The sequence below is a fragment of the Paenibacillus arenilitoris genome (assembly GCF_014705655.1).
GTDB lineage: Bacteria > Bacillota > Bacilli > Paenibacillales > Paenibacillaceae > Pristimantibacillus > Pristimantibacillus arenilitoris.
Map to the genome: position 1 here is coordinate 38720 of NZ_JACXIY010000044.1, position 22129 is coordinate 60848.

Annotated in this window: 16 protein-coding genes; 3 read left to right on the plus strand and 13 right to left on the minus strand. The window is 52.7% G+C overall.

Annotation, left to right across the window (positions count from 1 at the left end; all coding sequences use genetic code 11):
* Positions 1-86: 86 nt before the first annotated feature.
* Together IDH41_RS27300 and IDH41_RS27305 are read right to left on the minus strand one after the other, a co-directional pair.
* A complete protein-coding gene (locus tag IDH41_RS27300) occupies positions 87-1076 on the minus strand; it encodes a Gfo/Idh/MocA family protein (protein WP_190866851.1) in 990 nt (329 codons plus the stop codon).
* Between the two features lie 15 nt (positions 1077-1091).
* On the minus strand, positions 1092-1454 hold the full coding sequence (locus IDH41_RS27305) for a cupin domain-containing protein (protein WP_190866853.1): 363 nt from the start codon (positions 1452-1454) through the stop codon (positions 1092-1094).
* Positions 1455-1596: 142 nt separating this feature from the next.
* Here IDH41_RS27305 and IDH41_RS27310 point away from each other — a divergent pair, with 142 nt between their 5' ends.
* Positions 1597-2337, plus strand: a complete 741-nt coding sequence (locus IDH41_RS27310; protein WP_190866854.1) for a helix-turn-helix transcriptional regulator — start codon at positions 1597-1599, stop codon at positions 2335-2337.
* 141 nt (positions 2338-2478) lie between these two features.
* On the opposite strand, the gene IDH41_RS27315 is transcribed toward IDH41_RS27310, so the two are convergent.
* From IDH41_RS27315 to IDH41_RS27335, 5 genes are all read right to left on the minus strand, one after another.
* Complete coding sequence (locus tag IDH41_RS27315; protein ID WP_190866855.1) at positions 2479-4314, minus strand: glycoside hydrolase family 97 protein; 1836 nt, start codon at positions 4312-4314, stop codon at positions 2479-2481.
* Positions 4298-6751 (minus strand): glycosyl hydrolase family 95 catalytic domain-containing protein, encoded by a 2454-nt coding sequence (locus IDH41_RS27320; protein WP_190866856.1) that lies wholly within the window; start codon positions 6749-6751, stop codon positions 4298-4300. Before IDH41_RS27320 ends, IDH41_RS27315 begins: the two co-directional genes overlap by 17 nt.
* A 45-nt stretch (positions 6752-6796) precedes the next feature.
* Positions 6797-7666 carry a carbohydrate ABC transporter permease gene (locus tag IDH41_RS27325; RefSeq protein WP_190866857.1) on the minus strand — a complete coding sequence of 290 codons (870 nt, stop codon included), beginning with the start codon at positions 7664-7666 and terminating at the stop codon, positions 6797-6799.
* A gap of 57 nt (positions 7667-7723) precedes the next feature.
* Positions 7724-8605, minus strand: coding sequence for an ABC transporter permease (locus IDH41_RS27330; RefSeq protein ID WP_223830116.1), 882 nt, complete (start codon positions 8603-8605; stop codon positions 7724-7726).
* Positions 8606-8766: 161 nt separating this feature from the next.
* Positions 8767-10335: an extracellular solute-binding protein gene (locus IDH41_RS27335; protein ID WP_190866858.1), complete on the minus strand. Its 1569-nt coding sequence runs from the start codon at positions 10333-10335 to the stop codon at positions 8767-8769.
* Between the two features lie 259 nt (positions 10336-10594).
* On the opposite strand from IDH41_RS27335, the gene IDH41_RS27340 reads away from it, so the two are divergent.
* Positions 10595-12838 carry a helix-turn-helix domain-containing protein gene (locus IDH41_RS27340; protein ID WP_190866859.1) on the plus strand — a complete coding sequence of 748 codons (2244 nt, stop codon included), beginning with the start codon at positions 10595-10597 and terminating at the stop codon, positions 12836-12838.
* 260 nt (positions 12839-13098) lie between these two features.
* Here IDH41_RS27340 and IDH41_RS27345 read toward each other — a convergent pair whose 3' ends face one another.
* The 6 genes from IDH41_RS27345 to IDH41_RS27370 form a co-directional block, all read right to left on the minus strand.
* Positions 13099-14694: a response regulator gene (locus tag IDH41_RS27345; protein WP_190866861.1), complete on the minus strand. Its 1596-nt coding sequence runs from the start codon at positions 14692-14694 to the stop codon at positions 13099-13101.
* Positions 14669-16450 (minus strand): cache domain-containing sensor histidine kinase, encoded by a 1782-nt coding sequence (locus IDH41_RS27350; protein ID WP_223830108.1) that lies wholly within the window; start codon positions 16448-16450, stop codon positions 14669-14671. Before IDH41_RS27350 ends, IDH41_RS27345 begins: the two co-directional genes overlap by 26 nt.
* Positions 16451-16594: 144 nt before the next feature.
* Positions 16595-17425, minus strand: a complete 831-nt coding sequence (locus IDH41_RS27355; protein WP_190866862.1) for a carbohydrate ABC transporter permease — start codon at positions 17423-17425, stop codon at positions 16595-16597.
* A 1-nt stretch (position 17426) separates the two neighbouring features.
* Positions 17427-18317 carry a carbohydrate ABC transporter permease gene (locus IDH41_RS27360; protein WP_223830109.1) on the minus strand — a complete coding sequence of 297 codons (891 nt, stop codon included), beginning with the start codon at positions 18315-18317 and terminating at the stop codon, positions 17427-17429.
* A 100-nt stretch (positions 18318-18417) separates the two neighbouring features.
* Positions 18418-19770, minus strand: coding sequence for an ABC transporter substrate-binding protein (locus tag IDH41_RS27365; RefSeq protein WP_223830110.1), 1353 nt, complete (start codon positions 19768-19770; stop codon positions 18418-18420).
* A gap of 256 nt (positions 19771-20026) precedes the next feature.
* Complete coding sequence (locus tag IDH41_RS27370) at positions 20027-21598, minus strand: glycoside hydrolase family 43 protein (RefSeq protein ID WP_190866866.1); 1572 nt, start codon at positions 21596-21598, stop codon at positions 20027-20029.
* A gap of 261 nt (positions 21599-21859) precedes the next feature.
* Here IDH41_RS27370 and IDH41_RS27375 point away from each other — a divergent pair.
* On the plus strand, positions 21860-22129 hold a 270-nt coding region (locus IDH41_RS27375; protein ID WP_190866868.1), incomplete at its 3' end, for a hypothetical protein.

Below are 22129 nucleotides of genomic sequence, written 5' to 3' on the forward strand. Positions count from 1 at the left end.
CACATGAACCGAATTTCTTTATTTCGTCTAATGTCAGCATGTTGACCTCCTTCAGAAGATGGACAAAGCTGGAACCCAAGTTGTCGTTACGCCTCTCTCAGCGCTTCTTCTACGGTAAGCGTGATGCCTTTTCTCGACGAAACGGCTGCGGCATGCACCAAGCTTTGCGACTTCAAATAATCCCTTCCGCTTGGTTTTGGCTCGCGCTGCTGCTTCAACGCAGCCAGAAATTCATCGAGCGACAACAGGTCTCCTACTCCTTCGAAGGTATATACTTCATCGGGCATCCCATCCCGCATGAGCTTAACTCGATTGCTTGTTATCGAAATCGCCCCCTCCGCGCCTTCGAAACGCCAATCTCCATACCATTCGGTCTGTTTTCCCTTGGCCATCATGTTGCCGTGGTAATCCACGACCGTCCCGCCGTCAAGCTCCATCCAAGCGGTAAGATGGATCGTCGTCGACTCCGTCCAGCTTCCGGGCGGATTGCTGTTCTTGGCGAACACTTTAACCGCTTCCTGACCGGTAAAATAACGGATCATATCGAAATGATGAATCGTGACATCTTCCAGCAGCCCGTTAGCCAGCCGGCCGAAATAAGGAACGGGCACGACATGATAGCGGTCGAATTCGATGTGCACCGATGACATCTTCCCGATGACGCCGCTGTCCAGAAGCTCCTTTGCTTTCAGCACCGGAGCGAAGAAACGGTAATTCTCGGATATCATGAATGGGATGTGTTTCCGTTCGGCCTGGCCGACTATATATTGCGCATCCTTGATGTCGTTTGAAATCGGCTTCTCGCAGAGCACCGGCAGACCATGCGCGAACGCGATCTCGTTAATGGCAGTGTGAATGTGAGGCGGCGTAACATTGATGACGAAATCGGGACGCTCGCTAATGATCGCATCTTCCAGAGACGAATAAAATGGGGTTTCCGGATCGATCGTTTCACGCAGCTGGGCGTTCGCTTCAACAACGCATACCGCCTGCACGCCAGCATGACGTCTCAATCTCTTATACCACCCTGAACCAAAATTTCCTAATCCGACCAGAACCGCCTTCATGCCGCTCATCCTCTCTTCGCTTCTTTAGATTTGATTTTTGTTACGGGTCGGTCCGGCATGGCACCATAAGACGACAATGGGATCTTCGACGCTTGAAATGAGATGATGGTCCTCTCCCGGCTCAATAATGACGACATCGCCCGTCTTTACGGGATAAAAGTGCGTCTTGTCGATTTCAACCTCGCCTTTGCCTTGGAGAATGAGGAAAGCTTCGCAATCTTCGTGCACGTGATAGTCGATGCCGCCAGGGCCGTCGTTCGTATGAGCGCGCGCGCCAGGCTTCTCGAAGGCAAGCCCGCCGTACGTGAGGTGCTCCCCCGGCATAATATTTTTCAGAATATGTCCTTCCGTAACGTCGGCCAACTGATTGAAACGATAAGTTCTCATTAGAAAACCCCTCCCATGTTCGTTGACGGGTGAAGTGACACCCGGATTAAATTTGATTAAGTATTGCGTTCTTGACAAAGCGGGAAAGAAATGCAATCATTCAACTTATGAAAAATCGATACTCAGCAACGAGGTGAAGCAGATGGACATCGCATCCTTGCATTACGGTCAGCACCGCGTTCCGGAATGGAGATGGAATGTCCCCGCCGGGGGTCATCCCGGGTTTACTTTATGGAGCGTATGGGGCGGAACCGGTCATATCATGCTTGGCAAGAACGGTTACAAGTTAAATGTAGGCGATGTCTTCCTTATTAATTACGAGAAGGAGGTCGATGCCTATCAAGATGATCTTGCCATTCTTGATGTTCGTTATATAGATTTTACGTTGCGAAATCCGGATAGTTTGCGCGACTTGCCGGAGCATCGGCATTTTGACCAATATCATTTTGTACTGGAGCTTTTCCATCGCTTTCGTCTGGCGAAAGAAAGCAATCATTCGTCACAAATGAAGATATGGCTGGAAGCCCTTCTTTCGGAATATCGGGATAAACCGCCGGCACCGGCAAGCGCATACTCGATAAAAATCGAGGAGCTATGCCGCATGTTTCAACAACATCCTCAAGAGCAATATGACATCAGCGAACTTGCCCGCAGCTACTCTCTCACGCCGGATCACTTTATCCGGATTTTTAAACAGGAACGCGGCGTTACCCCCTACGCCTATCTGCAGCGTTGCAGACTGGAGACTGCAAAAACACTTTTGCGGATGTCCGCTCTCAGTATCACGGATATCGCGAACCATTGCGGCTTTTCCGATATTTACAACTTTTCTCGTTTTTTTCAATCCAAAACAGGATGCTCTCCCAGAAAATTCCGTAATTGAATGAAGTTTTGTGCCGCTCGCGCCTCTCCTCCCTTGCCCTTCGATGGATTAATCATAGGCTTGCCAAGCTGCAATGTACATGTCAAAATACGATATTGATTTGTGTAAAATCGATATGATGTGCATTTCCGACTTTTGGTTTTACGTTGTTTTCTTCGTTAGCCGGATGGCGCATCCGCCATTAAATTTTAAAAGAAGGTCAAGCTGATCGCGATTCGTTACGGTTTCCGTACGGACGTTCATATCGGTCGAATGCATGAACCTGTAATGATCGTTAGCGGTAATGACTTCTTCGTATATTTCCGCCTCATAGACGACATCGGAATCTAGAAAATGCAGCGGAACATGCGCTGTCCTTCCCCCCGCTGCGCATATCGAACCGACATACCAAACCTGTCCGCTGCGTCTGGCCATCGTCACGAAGCGCCCCGGGTAGCCCTCCAGCAGGAGAGTCTGATCCCAAGCGGCCGGCACTTGCCGCAAAAAACGGTTTCCGGCGCTTTCTTCATAGGCTTCGATCGAGTCTGCGAAGCACTGCATGCCTGACTCGAATATGACCGGCAACGCCAGCTGATGGCCATGTCCGGTGCGAGTCAGCCTTGAGAACGTAACCGGCGTATAGTCCATCGAACCAACGACGTTGCGCGTGAACGGTACCGTGCAGTTATGGACCGCATTCGGTCCCTCGGCTAAAGGATTCTTCCAATATTCCGCTCCGAAAATACCTTCACGGGTAAGCACATGCGGCCAACGCCGCTGTTCGCCCGAAGGCTTGGTGGCGCCGTGATAATTGATCATCAGCTTATACTCCATGGCGATTCGCGCGATAAGGTCATACGCTTTGATTCTCTCCTGGGAATCGCTGTCGAAGAAGTCAACCTTAATTCCGCGCGCCCCCCACTCCGCCCATAAAGCCATCTTCCTTCTGGCTTCATCCTCTTCTGTCAGAGCCTTATAGTGGGACCATAACCAGATCCCGACTCCTTTCGTTTCCGCGTATCGAATGAGCTCCTGCGCGTTGACCGTGCTCTCCTCCGAATCCCAACCGCCGTCTACAAGGGAATATTCCCAGCCCATTTCCGACGCGAAATCAATAAATTGGATCTGCTTCTCATGGTCTTTCGGAGAGTCGCTGTCCGGATGCCACGACCAGCTGGAACGTCCCGGCTTGACCCAAGAGAAGTCCTTCGCTTCCGCAGGGGGATTCAGATGAAAAATCATCGTCGACTCGACAATCGACGCAAGCTCTCCGCCGATGATGGCCGCTCTCCAAGGCGTTGCGAAGGGACCGTTTGCCGAATTCGGCCCTTCCTGGTCGGGAGCGAAAGCCAAATCAAGCGTACGCTCGCGCGATCTATTCACTTTCAAATGCGATGCGCAATAATCGCCGTAAACGGCTCCCTCCGTTAGCAGCATCCAACCGGCCTCTCCAACCTGAAAGAGCATCGGCATCGCATAGGCCGCTTCATTCATAAGCTCCGGCATGCATAAATCGTACGTACGCTCGTAGCATTCCATAAACTTCGACGCCCATATATTCACTAACGGGTCTTGTGGAAGGATAAAGCCGGTCCGTTCGGCATTCACCTTATGTTCTCTCGCGGCGGGCAGCCGGTAGCGAAAGGCAATCCCCTCATTATAGACGCGGCAAACCAGCTGCAGCTCATGCCCGTTCTTGTCGAAAACAAGCGTCAATTCATTCGCTTGATTGCGGTATTGCGATTGCTTGCCATGCGGCAATGTATACGTCTCATCCACTTTGCCGGTCGAGGCGCTCCGAAAGGATAAGCCGTCAACAAAGCTTTCATAATCGGTCTCGATCCCTAATGGGGATCGTTCAAGAAATGATTGATCCCCTCTTTTGACTTCAAAGTAAAGCCTGCCATCTCGATCTAAATGAACCTCGAAACAAATCCGGGAATCTTGCGATGCAAGCGTCCAGCCCATCTGAACCCCAGTTTCAACATTTCGCGTCATGATAAGTATCCTCCCTAACCAATCGTAAAGTCTCGCCTTTGCCGGTCTCCAACTCGATGAGTCGCCCGCTGACTCGCTGCCGTTCCTTTTCCCTTATACCTATCAGACTGCCGTCCCACGGATTATAGATTTGCAATCGCGAACCCGCCTCGCTAATCACTTCTATCCATTCTACCCGCTCTCCGTCAAAGGCCGCGCTGACCAGGAAACCGCCTACCGCTCTCAGCGTATGGAAAGAAGCCCGTTTTCCTTGAGGCCAATTGCAAAACAGTCTTATCACGCCATTGTAGCTTTGCAGCAAGCATTCGTTAATAACTGCCGGAAGCGCGAAATTCTCGAACCATATGCCCATCCGCGCCATAAAGTCGAAAGGTCCGGTATCATAATAACGGCCGCCCGTCTGCAGCAGCAGGTCGGTACACGTTCCGTTCGGCAGCAAACAATATTCAATTTGGCGCTTGAATCGCTCAAGATCCAGAATACCAAGCCGGGCGGCCTGCAAATTATGGAAAACCAATTCATTGCCGCCTTCCGTCCGAAGATTGCGGTACGTCGTGCATGCAAGATGATAGGTCTCCTCATCGGAATGCAAGCCGTGATCTTCGCCGGGGAAGACGGTCGCCAAACTGTTAGGCGTGTTGTACACGATTTCGGGATCCTCGCCCGGAACGGAAACAAACACCTTCCCTTGCCTCGATTCGGTCACGGGGTAATTCGGAAACCGCAGAAGCGCATCCCGGATATCGGATAACAGATGATCGTTTTCTTCCTGAATTTTCAAAACTTCGCACGCTTGCAAGAACGCTTGAAATACAAACTTGGTCAGGGCAAGATCCACGATGCAATCCGCGTTCTTGTCAAAGCCGGGCCGAAGACCGTACAGCTCGGGCGACACCGTCGGAAAGATATGGAGCTTGCCATCCCCCCAGCGATCTCCCGACGCTTCCGGCCGATTCATATAATCAACCAAAAATAGAACCGCTTCTCTCATAGGACCGAATGCCCGATCTCGCAAAAACTGTTCATCCATCGTATAAAGATAATGCCACCACAAGCTCTGCACCGACCATGGCGTCTCGCAAATTTCCCATCCCCACGTCGGAAGCGGATATGGCATCATCGTCATCTCAACCGGATAAGCGGAATGCGGGAAGCAAGCGCCCCGAAGCTTGTAATACTCCCGTGCCCACTGCTTGCTGACAGGCAGAAGATGATCGATCATGTCCACATAAGGCAGATGCTTATCGATATGATTGCTGGAAAAGGTCACCCAAAACGGCTGCTGCGTGTTGTAATTCATGTGGTAATCGCCGTGCCATGCCGTACCGATCGATTTGTAGCTCCAATTGGCGAACAAGCCCGGACATTGCGCCCCGGCCTTGACGGAGCAATTCAGAAAATACAAATTCCAATACCAGATTCGCTCCAATAGCGGATCTTCCAAAGATACCCCCGACTTGCGCCAATAGTCGGCAAGCTGCTGCGCGGTTTTCTTGACCGCATCCTCATAGTTCGCTTCATTTGGCGAAGGCAATTCAGGAACGATTGGAGACAGCCGGTCGGCATATCCTTCATCCAGTTGAATGCAGGCCATAAACTTGTCATGGTCCCGAATACGGGCCTCGATCGAAATTTCCTGCGAATGCGCCAGCTTGATCGGATCTTTAATGCCTTCCGCATTTCCTGCTGCTGTATAAACGATATCCCCAAACGGTACGGAATCAGCCAAACGGACGCTCAATCGAAAAGCTTTGTCTCTCTCCTTCCTGCGCTTCTCGGCCCAATTCTCCCCATAAGGCAGCACCTGCCGAAAGGATAACGACTGATTGGCGGCCGGCATCAGCTCGGGCATCGGGATGTCTCTGGATCTATCCGGATCCGGAATCAGCTTCATCCGATCGAAGGGGGACGGCACCCATTCGCCGTTGAGATCGGTCGATCTTAGCCATAACCGGTCAAGCTCCGGCTCCAGTACGATTTGCACAATCCTTCTTTCATTGCGGACGAGTAATTCCACCTCGCACAAGCCGGTTGATATATCGACCCGATGTCCCAGAACTTCAACATGACGCCGGTCAAATCCGAATAATACCGATCCGCATGGCATCGGACTTGGATAAGGCTTGCCGTAATTTTCTCTCATCTTGAACAGGTAATCACGAAACCAGGGGTCTTCCTGCAACGATTCGTAATGATGCCCAATAGCTTGCACTTTCTCGAATATCTCTTGAAACGTACCGATACTTTCCCTGTTGTTCTCCGCCAAGCGGATGTCCCATACATGGTTATGGCCAAAATGAATCAGAACGGCATCGGGCCTCGTGGTGACGACGGCTCCTAGCCCTCCATTTCCTAATAGCGCGCCCTGGAAAAAATCCGGCGAAGGCATCCTCCTTTCTATCGGATGTTTGGCGGCTATCGCTGCGGCATCTATCATGTCCTCACACTCCGGTAATTTTTTGGATTATTCCGATAATTCGCCTTACTCTTTTACCGATCCAATCGTCATGCCGTGAACAAAATACTTTTGCAGGAAAGGATATACGGCAATGATCGGAATGGTGGCAAATACCAGGACGGCCATTTTTAGCGTATCCGGATTATAGGGCAATCCTGTCTGGTTAATCCCGCTAATTATGTTTTCCGTATCCGAAATATATTCTCTCATTTTGACTTGCAGCGGATATAAATCGCTGCTGCGGATGAAGAGCACGGCATGATAGAATACGTTCCAATAGGTTACCGCATAGAATAAACCTACGGTTGCAAGCGCCGGTTTGGACAAGGGCATAACGATATTCCACATCGCCCTGAAATCGCTGCAGCCGTCTATTTTTGCCGCCTCAATAATTTCGCCGGACAATTGGATGAAGAACGTACGCAAAATAATTAAATTAAACGCACTGATTCCGGACGGAATGATCATCGCCCACACGGTATCGAGCAGCCCCAAATTTTTGATCGTCAAAAAATAAGGAATCATAGGAGGTTGGAAAATCATGGTGAAAATAATGCCGAGCACAACCGGTTTGCGGATCAAAAACTCCGGCCTCGATAAAGAATACGCCAGCATCACTGTCGTCAACATGCTGAACGCCGTTCCGGCAACCGTAACGAATACGTTAACCCCCATCGCTCTCCATAGATCAGACTTGCTTAACAAATAGTTGTAGGACTCCATCGTAAAATCCACCGGCCAGAACGATACCTTATTGGCACTGACCGCCCAAGGCATGCTGAATGATATGGCTATTACATTGATAAAAGGCAAAATCATCGTTAATGCGGCTAGCGTTAATAGAATATGGTTGGAGTAACCGGCAGCGATTTCCCCAATTGTTCGGTTTTTCATCTTAATCCAGGACTCCCTTCATGCGACAAGCCTATATCGAACTGATGAGGCATTGGGTCAGTACAGGCTCTCACCCGTCGATTTTCTGGAAATATAGTTGCCAACCCATAACATCGTAAATCCGACCACCGATTTGAACAAACCGACAGCAGTAGTTACGCTGTAGTTTCCTTCCAACACGCCCGCACGGAACACATAGGTATCCAGAATATCGCCGACAGAGAATGTCAGCGGGGTTAGAAACACGTAAATTTGCTCGAATCCGAGCTCAAGGAAATTACCGATCCTGAGCAATAACAAAATCATAATCGTAGGAAGCAAAGACGGCAGCGTAATGCTTGTTAATTGTCGCCATTTCCCGGCTCCGTCGACGGTCGCCGCTTCGTATAGGCTCGGATTAATGCCGGTCAACGCGGCAAGATAGATAATCGCGCTCCAGCCGACTTCTTTCCAGATGGAAGATAACACGACGATCGATCTGAAATATTCCGGCTGCTGCATAAATAAAATCGGTTCTCCGCCAAATTGTCGCACCAGACCATTTACGATGCCATCCAGAGACAGCAATTCGAAGAAAATGCCGCCAATGATGACCCATGAAATAAAGTGGGGCAAATAAAACAAGGTCTGCAGCGATCGTTTAAACCATTTCTTTCGTACTTCATTTAACATCAATGCGAGTATGACCGGAGCCGGAAAACCGAATACAAGCTGATACAAACTGATTAGCAGCGTATTCCGAAGCACATCGATCAAATTCGAATACGTAAAGATATATTCGAAATGCTTGAATCCAACCCAAGGACTGTCCCCTATTCCGTTGAAGATCTGAAAATCCTGAAAAGCGATAACCGAGCCGAGAACCGGTACATAACGAAACAGGAGAAACCAAAGCAGGCCCGGGAAAGCCATAACATAGAGGATCCAATGCTTTCTCATATTATTGCCCAGCCTGGTTGTCCAGCTTGACCGGGATTCGGCACGCGCAGATCCTGTAGGTATACTTGTTGACAAGGCGTAACCTCCTCGTATAAAGGAAGCGGCTGTCTTATTGGTTTTCGATAGCCGCTTCACCATGACTTCGCTTCATTCCCATACCGTTATTGATTTGACTTTTGATACCATTCGTTTACTTTTTTCGTCACTTCATCGCCGCCGGACTTTTTCCATAATTCCACATATTCGTCGAACTTCTCGATCGGAAGCTCTCCGATGATGAATTTAGCGGCATATTCCTGATAAATCTTATGAGAACCAATATCTCCGAAGCCATTGTATACGGAATTCGGCATTCCGTCACTTTCGATAAAACGGGAGAAAGGTCTTGCCGTTTCCCACATTTGTTGAATCACATTGGTGAATTCGCCATGCAGCAACTCGGATGTTTTCTCGAAAAAGTCCGTGTCGTAATACGACAATGCGCTCATCGTGCCATTTCCGCGCAGCGTCATCTTCTCCTGCGTGTCCTTCTCGGGCAAATATTTAATTTTGCCGTCTTCCTTCACCCAAGTATCGTTCTCCAGCCCGTAGATCATAAACGTTTCCGCTTCTTCGCTATACCACCAATCCAAATACTTCAAGATCGTTGGCGCGTATTCGGCAGCCGCTTTCGGAATCATATAGTCAATGAAAGCGAGCGGCTTCTGGGAAATGAAACCATCGTAGCCTTCAACCTTCGGAAGCGGCGCTCCGATAAGCTCGGCGTTCGGATTCACCTTTTTAAGATTGTCAAATACCGTATTGGCCTGGTAAGGAATGTGGAACCATACGCCTACCTTGTCGCTCTGAATCTTTGCGTTCCACGTATCGCTTTTGTTCAGGAACGTTTCATTGTCGAGCAGCTTCTCTTTGTAAAGCATGTGCAGGAAGGCCAGCGCCTCTTTCATATTGGGCGTAATTCCGGCATACATCATTTGGCCGTCCACGACCTGCCATTCCGGATAACCTTCAAACATGGCAACCCCGTACATGCCGAACATCGAATCCATCCAACGCGCGCCTTCCCGTCCGCTTGTCGGCAATTCATCCTTCTGGCCGTTCTGATTCGGGTCTTTATCCCGGAAAGCCTTCAGCACCTCGACATACTCCTCCAATGTCGTCGGCACTTCCATTCCGACGTTTTCCAGCCAGTCTTTTCTCATAATGATCGATCTTCCCGGCATATCGCTGTCATACTTCGGAATGTAATAAATTTTGCCGTCATCCGACGCGGCTCTGACTTTGTTCCATACCTCCTCGGGAAATTTCTTCCACAGATTCGGGGCGTATTCCTGAAGCAGGTCGTCCAGCGCCAATGCGCCTCCTTGCGTAATCAGAGTCTGATCGATCGTTCCGGCCGGTCTGAACAATTCGGGAATATCGCCCGATGCAATAATGGTTTGCAGACGCTGCGTATAATCATTCCACGGGAACGTCTCCAGCTTCGCGTCAATTCCTGTTTTACTTATTACATAGTCATAGTAGGGATGCTGCCCGGGAATCTCGATCGAAATCGGCGCCTTCAAGAATCGGAACGATTCAACTTGTTCTCCTTTGTTGTTTGCGCCCGCTTCCCCGGTTTGATCGCCGGTCTCATTCACGGCATTGGACTTGCCGCAGCCGATAAGCAATCCTGTTAATAAAACAATAGCCATTCCGACACTTTGAACGTTTCGAACTCTTTTTCTCATGTGATACCCCTTTCAGAACGAATTTGAATGTTTGCTGCTCCTTCATGCTAAGATGGATCCGTCCCTCAGGCAATCTTCCATTTCTCAAATTCCATGCCAAAATATAAAAAAACAGCGATAAATCTCATCTTTTGCTAATTTGTTGATCATTTCGTTTTGAGCATATATCCGCATTTCCTCTTCATGCCGATATTTATTGCATAGCTCGCGAAGGGGTTGCTATACTAAACACAATTTTAAAAATGGATGTGAGCCACAAATGAATCGAATCCGGCTTTGGACGAAATACAGCCTGACCCATACCCACTCGCGGCTGGCTATTCTTATAACGCTTACCCTATTCGTAACGGTCACTGCCACGGGTCTGATCTCATACAATGTCTCCAAAAACGTTTTGAAAAGCGAAATTAATCAGCCCGAGATGCAATCATTAATGATCAATCAAGACCAAATCGAGAAATTAATTAAAAAAGCCGACCGCATTGCCATTGAAATTTTGTTTAACCCCTTTACGAACGATTTTTTGAAAAACGAGAACGTCTCCCATTCCAATACGACGAATCTGATCGCTTATTTGAGCTCCTTTAAAGTTTCGGAAAATTTTAAGGCCATCTACGTTTACGATAGCTCAAACCGGAAAATCGTAAGCAGCGATGGCGGGTACGTCTCCGATCCTGCGTATTTGGCCGATACCAGCTGGCTGCACGATACGGAAACCGTCGATAAAATGGCAATCGTGAACGGACACACCGATTCCGGCTCCAGTCGCGTAACGTTATACCGGTCCATTGTCATCAACGGGAAAAAGGCCGGCATGGTTGTCATCGATCTGAAACCCGACGTTTTGTTTGCCGGCTTGCGCCCGAAGCTGTCCGATTCCATTCAAAAGAGCCTGATGATCACGGATGATAAGCAAGATTTGGTTTATGCCTTTTCAGCTCCGCATGCCATTTCGGATCCCGATCGTTCCATTCTGTCTCAGTTCGAGCAACAGGGTTATGCCGAGAAAAAAATGGACGGCCAAAAGATCATGTTTTTTTACTTAACTTCCCGATACACCGGGTGGAAGTATGTATCGTATATTCCCTCCGATCTATTGCTCGAAAACATCGGCATCATCCGTACCATTGTGTGGACGTTATCTTTGTTGTTTGTTGCAATCGGTATCATTTCCATCGCTTATTATAACCAGAAAGCGTTTAAACCTTTGAGACGGATGCAGCAGCTTCTTGGTAAATATAAAACCGATTACAGGAAAGCCGATCTATTGGATATTGAGAGATTTGCGTCCAAGATGCTTGAGGATCATACGATGATGACCCGACAAATTCGGGAAAGCGTGCCCGAATCCAGAAGAAGGTTGATTGAAAGTATTTTCTTTAACAAAATCAGCCTATCCGAAATGCGCCATCGATGGGAACTCCATTTTCCGGATTGGAGTAACGACTGCTTTATTACGGCAAATATGAGTATCGATCAATATGAGGAATGGTCGAAGCATCTTGGAGAAAGCGATGTCCGGTTATTCAAATTTGCGATGCAGAATATGTCCGAGGAGATGCTGTCCAAGACTGATCGGCTTGTCATTATGGAACACGGGGATGAAGGATTTATTATCCTGCTGCAGCCGCTCGACAATGAGCAGGATACGCTTGCGGCAACGATCGAAAGCTTAAGGAAATTACAGTCGGAAGTCGATAGATTATTGAAGCTATCCGTAACGATTGGCATTAGTCAACCGGTAACCGATTATGCCAAATTGCAAGCGGGATACCGCCAATCGCTCAGCGCGGTTCAATGCCGTTTTTTTGATGGTTACGGCAAGGTTCATCTGTTTGCGGACCATGGTTATGAAGATGCCGGCCGCTTGAATGACCGGTGGTCCGACGATATGATTGCTCAACTTGCGGCCGGTAATCTCGATGCTGCAAAATCGGTGCTTTCCGAGCTGTTCGATGTGATCGCCTCGCGCAACTATTCGCCTTCCGAATTACTCGGCGTATTGGAGCATGTCCAATTGAATCTTGAGCAGCTCGCAATAAAAAACGGGGATGACGGGTTTGCGATGTATTCCGGTTTGTCAACCATGCATGCCGACGATATCCGCCAACACTTCCTTAGCCTTATGGATGAAATTAACCGGAAAGTTGAACAAAAATTAACGAGTAAACCGTCCGTAATGGTAAGCAGAATGGTTGATTATATGGAGCGTCATTACAATGACAATATTGGAGTCAAAGAAATTGCCGATTCCGTCGGTGCCAGCATCTACTCCGCCAATCAATGGTTCAAACAGGAAAGCGGCCAAACGGTATTTGATTACCTTACGAAGATGCGGTTGGAGAAAGCGAAAGGGCTCCTTAAGACTACGGATTTGAAAGTGTTTGAAATCGCCCTGATGGTCGGATACCAGAATGAAAACAGCTTTATTCGCGCATTTCGAAACTATACGAAAATAACTCCCGGCAAATACAGGGAGCTTGATTCGCTTGAACAAATATGAAGCCGGCCTCTAACGGACATGGATGCGCTTATTTCGATGAAACAGACAACTTTTCCATTTTAACGGACCAGAGAGACGCTATTGGCACGAAAGTTCTTCTTTCAATCCCCCATTCGGCGGAATAAGGTCGCTCAGGTCCGTTACGTTTTCAAAAAAGCGATTTCCGTTAAAATAGCGGCGCTCCTGTCCGTTACGCATCATGAGAAGGCAGAAACGCCCTGCTCCTCCCGGGCTGCCGGGGCTCTGCCGCTCTACCGCTCCTACCCGTTATTCCTCGACGCCTGCCGGTAATCGTTCGGCAGCTGCCCGTACTGCTTCTTGAACATGTCGCTGAAATGGCGCGCGTTGTTGTAGCCGACCTTCTCGGCCACCTCGTAGATCATCAAATCCGTATGCGCCAGCAGCCGGGCCGCATGGTTCATCCTGACCTCCGTTACGTATGGCTTGAAGTTCTGCTTCGTATGCTTCTTGAAGAAGCTGCTGAAGTAATAAGGATTCATGTACACCATGCCCGCCATCGTCTCCAGCGTCAAATCCTCGGCGTAATGCTCGTCGATATACTGCTTCACCTTGGCCAGCACGAGCTTGTCCTTGTTGCCCGATTCGGCGCCGATTTCTTCATGCACGCGGCGGAACATGTCCATGATCGCCCCGCCCATCTCGTCGAACGATTCGAAGGAAGCGAGCAAGCTTTGCAGCTCGCTCTTGTTCATGGCGTGCTTCGTCGGCTGCAGCCCGGACTTGGCCAGCTCCTGGAAGATGAACACGACGGAGGAGAAGCAGGCCGATACCGCGAGCGAGCGGTTGCCGTACGTCTCCTTGCGGACGATCTCCAGCCATTGCCGCAGCGAATCGCCAGCCTCCTCCCACGTCCTTGTCGTCATGCAGCGGATGACAGCCCATTGCCGCTCGTACAGCTCCTGGCTGAAGGACTGATCCCGGGCGGGCGGAACGTAGCGCAGCACGCGGCCCCCGCCGACGAAAAATTTCATCTGCAGCGCATGCTCGGCTTCCCGGTACGCCTCGGCGAGCTTCGCCAGCTCGCCGACGGCCCGGCTAACGGCAACCGACGCTTTCAGCTTCAGGAACGTTTCGATTTTGCTTCTCGCGTCCTCCGCCAGCGCGCAAGCGCCCTCGGGGTCGTCGTGACTGGCCGCGACGACGTGCATGCCCCGCTTCACGAAGGCGAAGCCGATCCCCGCATCCGTAATCGCTTCCTGTAGGACGTTGCCGATCGCGAATTCGATCAGCTTCCTCTCCTTCTCGTTCCAACGGTCTTGCCCGTCCTTCAGCCGGTCGATTTCGATAAGCGCCACCGAATAGTACGGACCGGGAAGCTTCGCTTCCATGTCGCGGTAAGCCTTCGATTGCGGCGCCAAATTGCCGTCCGTCATCTGGATCAGCGCGTCCTGCAGCTCTTCGTGACGGGATTTTCGCTCGAGCAGCCGCAGCTTCCCTTTCCGCTTCTCCTCCTCGTGATGAAGGGAGATGAGGGAGAGCGCCTTCTCCAGCACGTTCTCCAGCTGCCGCTTGACGACCGGCTTCACCAAATAGTCGACGGCCCCGTATGCGACCGCGTCTCTCGCGTAAGAAAATTCCTGGTAAGCGCTGATGAAGATGACTTTGACCGGCAGCCCGCGCTCCTTGATTTCCTTGATGATATCGATGCCCGACCGGTGCGGCATGCTGATGTCGCTAATGACGATGGCGGGATCCAGCTCCTCGATCCGCTGCATCAGTTCATTCCCGTCATCGGCCTGCCCGACGATTTCCATTCCGAACGCTTCCCAGTCGATCAGCTTCCGCAGCCCTTTGATTATGATCGGTTCGTCATCGGCCAGCACGACTCGGATCATGCGGCAACCCCTCCCTAATGGAAAATAACAGCAAGACGGATGTCCCGATATGCTTCCGACTGCTGACGGATACGCCGTACCCTTCTCCGCAGACCGATTTGATCCGCTCGTGGACGTTCTTCAGGCCGACGCTCTTCGAAGGCGCCCCCGGATCTTCAAGTGCCGCGTTCAGGCGGTCGAGCTCGCCCTTCTCCATCCCGATCCCGTCGTCGTACACCGTTACCGCGAGCTTGTCCCCGTCCGTTTCGAACGAAACTTTCACCGTGCCCTTCCCCTTCGGACGCAGGCCGTGCTGGATCGCGTTCTCGACGATCGGCTGCAGCGACAGCTTCAATATCGGCCAATCCGGATTTACCGTATCCGCGATATCGCATACGAGCTCGAACCGGTTCTCGAACCTGACCTCGATAATGTAGAAATAATCTTTCAGATGCTCAAGCTCCCTGCGGATCGCGACGAGCTCCTCGCCGTAATCGATCACGTATTTCAATTGGTTCGACAACGACAAAATCATGTCGCCGACCTCGACCGCGTCGCTATGAACGGCGTTCATCCGGATCACTTCCAGCGTGTTATACAAATAATGGGGCCGGATCTGGCTTTTGAGCGCGTTCAGCTCCGTCTGCTTCTGCTTGATTTCGGCGACGTAGGCTTCATTGATGAACGCCTTCAGCCGCTCGACCATCCGGTTGAAGCCGTGGGCGAGCCGCCCCATCTCGTCGTTGCTTTTCACTTCGACCTGAATGTCGAGGTTGCCGGATTCCACCTTCGACATTTGCCGGATGAGGCCCCTGATCGGAGCGGCCAGCTTGCGCGAGAACCACGTTCCCATGACGATCAGGACGAACGCGCATATGCCGATCGCGACATATACGGCCGTGCTCGTCGTCTCCAGCTGGCGGAACAGCTCGTCGCTCGCGAACTTGACGACGATCTCGCCGTCCAGGAACGGGATTTCCTCGCCAAGCACGAGATATCCCGCATCCGAAGCGCGCACGTCGCTTTCGCGGATCGAGGGCAGCTCGCGATTGCTGAAATAGAGGCGGTTCTGTCCGTCGACGACGTACAATTCGTCCTTGCCGCCAAGCTTCAGCTCCCGCAGGAACGGGTCGGCCAGGCTTACGTCGACGTCGAAGAACAGCGTGCCGACGATCTTCGGCTCCCGCGTTAACGTGCCCGACGTATCGATCAGGTTTCGGCCGATCGTAATGACCCGCTCGTCCGAGTCGAATACGTAGCTGTCGGCGTGCGTCGGGTAGACGAGCAGATCCGTCGGATGATCCTTCATGGCGGCCAGCCAGTCCGCGACCGGAAGCTTCTCCGCCATAATCACTTTGTTTTCCTTCGCCTGATAATAAAGCTTGCCGTCCATCTTCCTGACAAAATATGCGGCGTTGATGTACCGGTCGCTGTACATGACCATCTTCAGGTACGTATCGATCGGCACGGCGTTTATCTGCTCCAGCTCGTTGACGTTCCGGGTCTGGTTGTCGGTCGAGTCCGAGCGAAACGCATCGTATCTTCCGGTGTACATGAGCATCGAAATTTCGTTGTAATTGTTGAACGCCGAATTCAGGTTGTAGCTGACGTACAGCACCATTTGGCGCAAATTGTCCGTCGTGTACCGCTGGACGTGGCCGGAGAACGTCTGCACGGAGAAATAACTGAGCGCGAACAGCGGGATGAGCCCCACGATAATAAAAGCCGCGGAAAATTTCACGAATACGCTGTTCCATCTAGGCATCCAAGCTTTCAAGCCGCAGCTCCCCTTCTATCCATCCTTTACCGCCTAATGATACCATATCGCGGCATAACGCGAACGGCTACCCCTCGAATCTCGCCGCGATTCTCGGGATAGCCTCGGCCATCGGTTATTGAATTGCGCCGCCGGGCAAAGCCGCTAGCCCTTGATGGCTCCCGACGACACGCCTTTCACGAAGTACTTCTGCAGCGACAGGAAGGCGATCAGGACGGGAACGAGCGACATCGTCGTGCCGGCAAAGATCATGTCCCAGCGCGAGGAGAACTCGCCGACGTAGTAGAACAGCTCCACGATCATCGTCTTCGCTTGGCCGGTAGGCAGCACCATCATCGGCATGAGGAAATCGTTCCAGATGCCGAGTCCCTGCAGCACGACCATGCTGGCCGTAACCGGGCCGAGCAGCGGAAATACGATTTTCCAGAAAATCCCCGTTCTCGTGCAGCCGTCGATTTCGGCCGACTCCTCGATCTCCCGCGGCACGCCCTTCAGGAAGCTGGTGTAGAGCAGCACGCCGAAGCCGACGGAGCCGGCGATGTAGATCAGGATCGGACCCGTGAGGGTGCCGAACAAGCCGATCAGCTTGAGCTGCTTGAACAACGGAATCATGTACACCTGGAACGGAATCATCATGCCGAACAGGAAGTACGTGAAGATGCCGTTCGTCCATCTCGCGTTCGTCCTCTCGATCGCATAGGCCGCCATCGGGATGACGAGCACCATGACGGCGATCGAGCTTACCGTCAGGATGGCGCTGTTCAGCATCGCTTCCGGATATTTCGTCTCGGTCAGGAGGTACTTGAAGCTTTCGACGTAGAGCTCCTTCGGGAAGGCGATGGCGTCGCGCATAATTTCGGGATTGCTTTTGAACGCGGACATGATATTGAAATAGATCGGAAACGCGAAGACGACCGCAAGGAGCAGCGTGGCGGCGAAGACGACGATTTCGCCCGCCTTGATTTCTTGTTTCATCCTACATCTGCACCTCTCTCTTGCGAAGCAATTTGATCTGAATCAGGGAGATGATCAAGGTGAGCGCGAACAGCACGATGGCGAGCGCCGTGCCGAAGCCTTGCCTTAATTCGCCGAAGCCGACCTTATAGATGATGTACGTCAGCGTTTCCGTCGCAAAGCCCGGTCCGCCGTCCGTCATGACCGCGATTTGGTCGAAAATCTTCAGCGAGCCGATCATCGACAGCATGACGCATACCGTCGTGGCCCCCGCGAGCAGCGGAAACGTAATGTGGCGGAATTGCTGCCAGCGGTTCGCGCCGTCGATGCTCGCCGCTTCGTTCAGCTCCTGAGGGATGCCCTGCAGGCCTGCCAAATAAATAATCATATAGTAACCGGCCGCCTTCCATACGGTGGAGAGGATGATCGAGATAAGGGCGTAATCGGGATCGCCCAGCCAGTCCGTCTTCAACGAGCCGAGACCTGTCATATCCAGCAATTGGTTCATGACGCCAAAGTTGTAGTTGAGAATAATCATCCAAATAAAGCCCATAATAATCCCGCTCATCAGGACCGGGAAATAAAAGATGCTGCGAAACAAGTTGCGGAACCATCTGACCTGATCGACCAGTACGGCGAGCGCGAGCGCGACGACGTTCTCCAGAACGACCAGCGCGACCGCGAAGATCATCGTGTTCTTCAAGGCGTTATGGACGCGCGGGCTCTTCGCGATCTCGATGAAATTATCGAGTCCGATGAACCGGATGTCGTCGCTGATCCCGTCCCAGGACGTAAAGCTGAGATAGACGCTGCTCAGCGTCGGCACGATGACGAATCCCGTATAGACGAGAAGAGCCGGCAGCAGAAACCAAAAAGCGTAATTCGTCCATTTCTTTTTCTTTATGTTGGCCATCATGGCTTTCTCCTACTTCCTGCAAAGAGTTTGAGAAAAAGAGAACCTCCGCGTCGGCAGAGGTCGCTCTTAGGTTATCATTGCGTCATCGCATGCTTCGTTACTGCTGGTTCGCCTTCACGTTGTTGTCGTATTCGGCGTCGGCCTGCTTCATATACTCGGTCACGTCGCCGTCCTTCAGCACGAGCTCCTGAAGCAGCTTGTAGAACCAGTTGCGGAATTGCGGCGGAATCGCGTTCTCGCCGTACCAGTTGGCAAGGCCGAGCGATTTGACGACGGAATCGTCGCTCATGAGGCGGAGAACCTCTTTCATTTGCTCGCCCGTTTCGTACGTCACCTCGGCGGTCGTCGTCGGGATGCCGTTGACGGTCGCAAGGTACGGCCCGTACTGGGCAGGTTCGAAGAAGAACTTGATGAATGCCTTCATGGCCTCCACTTTGTCCGCATCCTTCGCCGCTTCCGCCGACAGCGACCAGCCGGCCAAGCTTGGCAGGCCGTTAATGACCGTCTTGCCTTCGCGGTTAGGCAGCGCGTAGAAGCCGAATTCGAAGCTCGGATCCGCTTCCGTGATCTGGCCGAACATCCACGGGCCGGAATACAGCTGAGCCGCTTTGCCCGTCACGAGAATGGAAGCCGTCTGGTTGTCGGCCGTGCTGAGCCACCCTTTGTCCACGTACTTCGAGAACAGCTCCTTGTAATCGGTTACCGCCTTCACCATATTGGCATCCGTGAAGCTTGCCGTCTTCGCCGTGCGCTTCGAGTTCCAATCCGGATCCGCCGCGTACACTTCGTTCTCGAAGAAGTAGTTCGTCCAGAAGCCCATATGGAAAATGTCCTTGCCGCCGACGACGATCGGGGAGATGCCGCTAGCCGCGAGCTTCTCTTGGGCGGCCAGAAACTCGTCGTACGTCTTCGGGGGCTCCGCGATGCCCGCGTCGGCGTAAGCCTTTTTGCTGTAAATAACGCCTTGAGGAGCATTTCCCGTCAGAGGCGCATTATAGATTTTGCCGTCGTATTCCGGCAACAGCTTGAACAAGCCGTGGAGATCCTCCGGCAGCTCGACGATTTTGCCCGCGTCGGCGAACACCTTCGTGTCGCGCATCTCGACCAGATCCGGGAATTGGCCTACCGCGTCTTTTGTCTTTAGCCAATCCAGGTACGCCGAGGACGTCGTTTCGCTGTAGTTCACGATTTTGATATGCGGATTTTTGGCCGTGAACGCGTCGATCGTCGTTTCGATCGCTTTTTTGGTCGCCGGGTCTCCGGTCGCGTATGCGATCGAGAAGGTGACTTCCTTCGGCGCGTCCTCTCCCGCCCCGTTATCCGGGGAATTGCTCGCCGCCCCTGCGCCGTTGCCCCCGTTATTGGCGTCGTTTCCGCCGCATGCGGTAAGCGCCATCGTCATAGCCGTCATTGCCGTAATGAACGTAAGCATCGGTTTTTTTGCCATCATGCTTTGGACCTCCCTATTGCTGTCTGCTTGGTAATGAGGAACGCCTCGGCAAGATGTGCGCATCATCTCGTCCGGGCTCTTTTCCTTGGAATAAGATTAACATCATTCAGGATCGGTTAGAATGAAGTTTTTTAAGACGGATATGACGCTAATTTAAGAAAAGCGGCCTTCTGCGCCCGGAGGCAAAACGACGATACGGCGCCCGCCTCGGCGGCGTCTGCCCGGCTCCATGCGCACCGATGCGCCGGAATGAACTTTAATCGGCGCTATACGCGAAATAGTCGAAATCGGCATGCTTCCCCGTACCGTTCAAGTCCTGCGCGCACAAGCCGATCATCGTCCCCGTGAAGCCGAGCTTGCCGCCGTGCTCGTCGGACAGGACGCCGAGGTCGAATTCCCCGCCGACCGCCTGCCACCGCCCGCCGTCCGGCGAAGCGTAGAACCGGAGCGACCGTTCGCGCACGACGGCGCGCAAATAGTAGGCCGGCCAGCCGTCGACGCTCAGCTCTTGCTCCCTATGCTCGCCGTATTTGCCGCTTGCCGAGGACAGGACGCCCAGCTTGCGGCCTCTCTCGCCGTCTTGCGTCACCCGCAAATAGTAGTAATCCGATTCGTCGTAATAGAACGCAAGCCCGGCCATCTGCATAAAATGCTCCGGCTCGTACTCCATGCGGGTCTCCGCCGTGCAGCGGAAATGCTGCAGCCGGCGCGCCACCATGCTCTGCCGGTGCCATGAATGCAGCGACTCGCGGCCGCGCAGCCGCAGGAAGCCGGGCCTCTCGGTCAGGCTGAGCCACGCATCCTCCGCCGGCACGCGCAGCGTCTGGTATTCGCGGCCGAGCGCGGGCGCGTTGAAATCGTCCTTGGCCTGCTTCGCCGGGAACGGATGCTGCTCCAGATCCGGCGCGGGCACCGTCAGCGCCGGCAGCCTTCCTTCATGGGCGAGCCGCAGCCAGCCGTCCTCCGTCCAGACGCAGCGCTGCAGCGACGTCTCGCGGCCGAGCGGATTCAGCTTCGTGCCGGGGAAGGGGCGGCTGCAAATATGGCACATGTACCATTCGCCCTTCTGCGTCTCGACAAGCATGCCGTGCCCCGCGTTCTGCAGCGGATGGCCCGGCGCGCCGCGCGTCGTCATGACCGGATAGGCCGGGTCGGTTTCGTACGGGCCGCCGATGCTCCGCGAGCGGGCGAGCGTAGCCGCATGGTTGATGCCCGTGCCGCCTTCGGCCACGAGCAGATAGTAATAGCCGCCGCGCCTCAGCAGCTGCGGTCCTTCGGTTACGCCGAGCTCCGTCCCCTCGTAAATCGTTTTGACCGGGCCGATCAGCCGCTTCTCGATGGGATCGTATTGCTGCATGACGATGCCGCCGAACCGGCTGCGGCCGTCGCGGAAATCCCACTGCATGTTCAGCAGCCACTTCGTGCCGTCATCGTCGTGGAACAAGTACGGGTCGAAGCCGCTTCCGTTCAAGTAGACGGGCTCGGACCACGGGCCGAGCATGCTGTCCGCCGTTACGACGTAGTTATGCAAATCCTTGTAGACGCCCTTGCGTCCCTTAACGTCGGTGAATAGCAAATAATACGTACCGTCATGGTAGGATAACGCGGGCGCCCAAACGCCGCCGGAGCTCGGATTGCCGCGCAGATCGAGCTGCGAGGTCCGCTGAAGCGCGTGCGGGAGCAGCTCCCAATGCGCCAAATCCTTCGAATGGTAGAGCTGAACGCCGGGGAACCATTCGAACGTGGACGTCGCAATGTAATAATCGTCGCCGACGCGGAGAATGGAGGCGTCCGGATTAAAGCCGGGCAAGATCGGATTGTTGATCATTTCGGTTCGAAGCTCCTTTTGGTCCCGCCGCTTCGTCGTCATGATCGAAGGGGAGGACGAATGCTAACGTAAATATCGTAGCATGGCGGATTTTTTCTCGTATGCCGGTTTTTTTAGATCAAAGCGCGGTTATTTCACCTCTTTTCGCAAGGAACGACAAAGAGGACCCCGCTCGAGGTCCTCTTCGCCAGATGTTGATTCGATTACGCGCAATTACCGGCTTCCGCCCGGAGGAGGGGCGTTCTCCGATTTGCCGCCGCCATGGCTTTGGTTGCCGGACGAATTGCCGCCTTGGCCGCCGTGGCTTTGATTCTCGGAGCCGCCGGCGCCGTTGCCGCCAAATCCTTTATTCTCCGACTTTTGGCCGCCGATGCCTTTGTTCTCGCCATTGCCGCGATCGATTTCGCCGGCTTTGCCGCGATCGATTTCGCCGGCTTTGCCGCGGTCGATTTCGCCGGCTTTGCCGCGATCGATTTCGCCGGCTTTGCCGCGATCGATTTCGCCGGCTTTGCCGCGATCGATTTCGCCGGC

Excerpts from the sequence above, each read along its gene's own strand:
- IDH41_RS27300 (WP_190866851.1), bottom strand. The coding sequence starts at position 1,076 with ATGAGCGGCATGAAGGCGGTTCTGGTCGGATTAGGAAATTTTGGTTCA.
- IDH41_RS27305 (WP_190866853.1), bottom strand. The coding sequence starts at position 1,454 with ATGAGAACTTATCGTTTCAATCAGTTGGCCGACGTTACGGAAGGACAT.
- IDH41_RS27310 (WP_190866854.1), top strand. The coding sequence starts at position 1,597 with ATGGACATCGCATCCTTGCATTACGGTCAGCACCGCGTTCCGGAATGG.
- IDH41_RS27315 (WP_190866855.1), bottom strand. The coding sequence starts at position 4,314 with ATGACGCGAAATGTTGAAACTGGGGTTCAGATGGGCTGGACGCTTGCA.
- IDH41_RS27320 (WP_190866856.1), bottom strand. The coding sequence starts at position 6,751 with ATGATAGATGCCGCAGCGATAGCCGCCAAACATCCGATAGAAAGGAGG.
- IDH41_RS27325 (WP_190866857.1), bottom strand. The coding sequence starts at position 7,666 with ATGAAAAACCGAACAATTGGGGAAATCGCTGCCGGTTACTCCAACCAT.
- IDH41_RS27330 (WP_223830116.1), bottom strand. The coding sequence starts at position 8,605 with ATGAGAAAGCATTGGATCCTCTATGTTATGGCTTTCCCGGGCCTGCTT.
- IDH41_RS27335 (WP_190866858.1), bottom strand. The coding sequence starts at position 10,335 with ATGAGAAAAAGAGTTCGAAACGTTCAAAGTGTCGGAATGGCTATTGTT.
- IDH41_RS27340 (WP_190866859.1), top strand. The coding sequence starts at position 10,595 with ATGAATCGAATCCGGCTTTGGACGAAATACAGCCTGACCCATACCCAC.
- IDH41_RS27345 (WP_190866861.1), bottom strand. The coding sequence starts at position 14,694 with ATGATCCGAGTCGTGCTGGCCGATGACGAACCGATCATAATCAAAGGG.
- IDH41_RS27355 (WP_190866862.1), bottom strand. The coding sequence starts at position 17,425 with ATGAAACAAGAAATCAAGGCGGGCGAAATCGTCGTCTTCGCCGCCACG.
- IDH41_RS27360 (WP_223830109.1), bottom strand. The coding sequence starts at position 18,317 with ATGGCCAACATAAAGAAAAAGAAATGGACGAATTACGCTTTTTGGTTT.
- IDH41_RS27365 (WP_223830110.1), bottom strand. The coding sequence starts at position 19,770 with ATGATGGCAAAAAAACCGATGCTTACGTTCATTACGGCAATGACGGCT.
- IDH41_RS27370 (WP_190866866.1), bottom strand. The coding sequence starts at position 21,598 with ATGATCAACAATCCGATCTTGCCCGGCTTTAATCCGGACGCCTCCATT.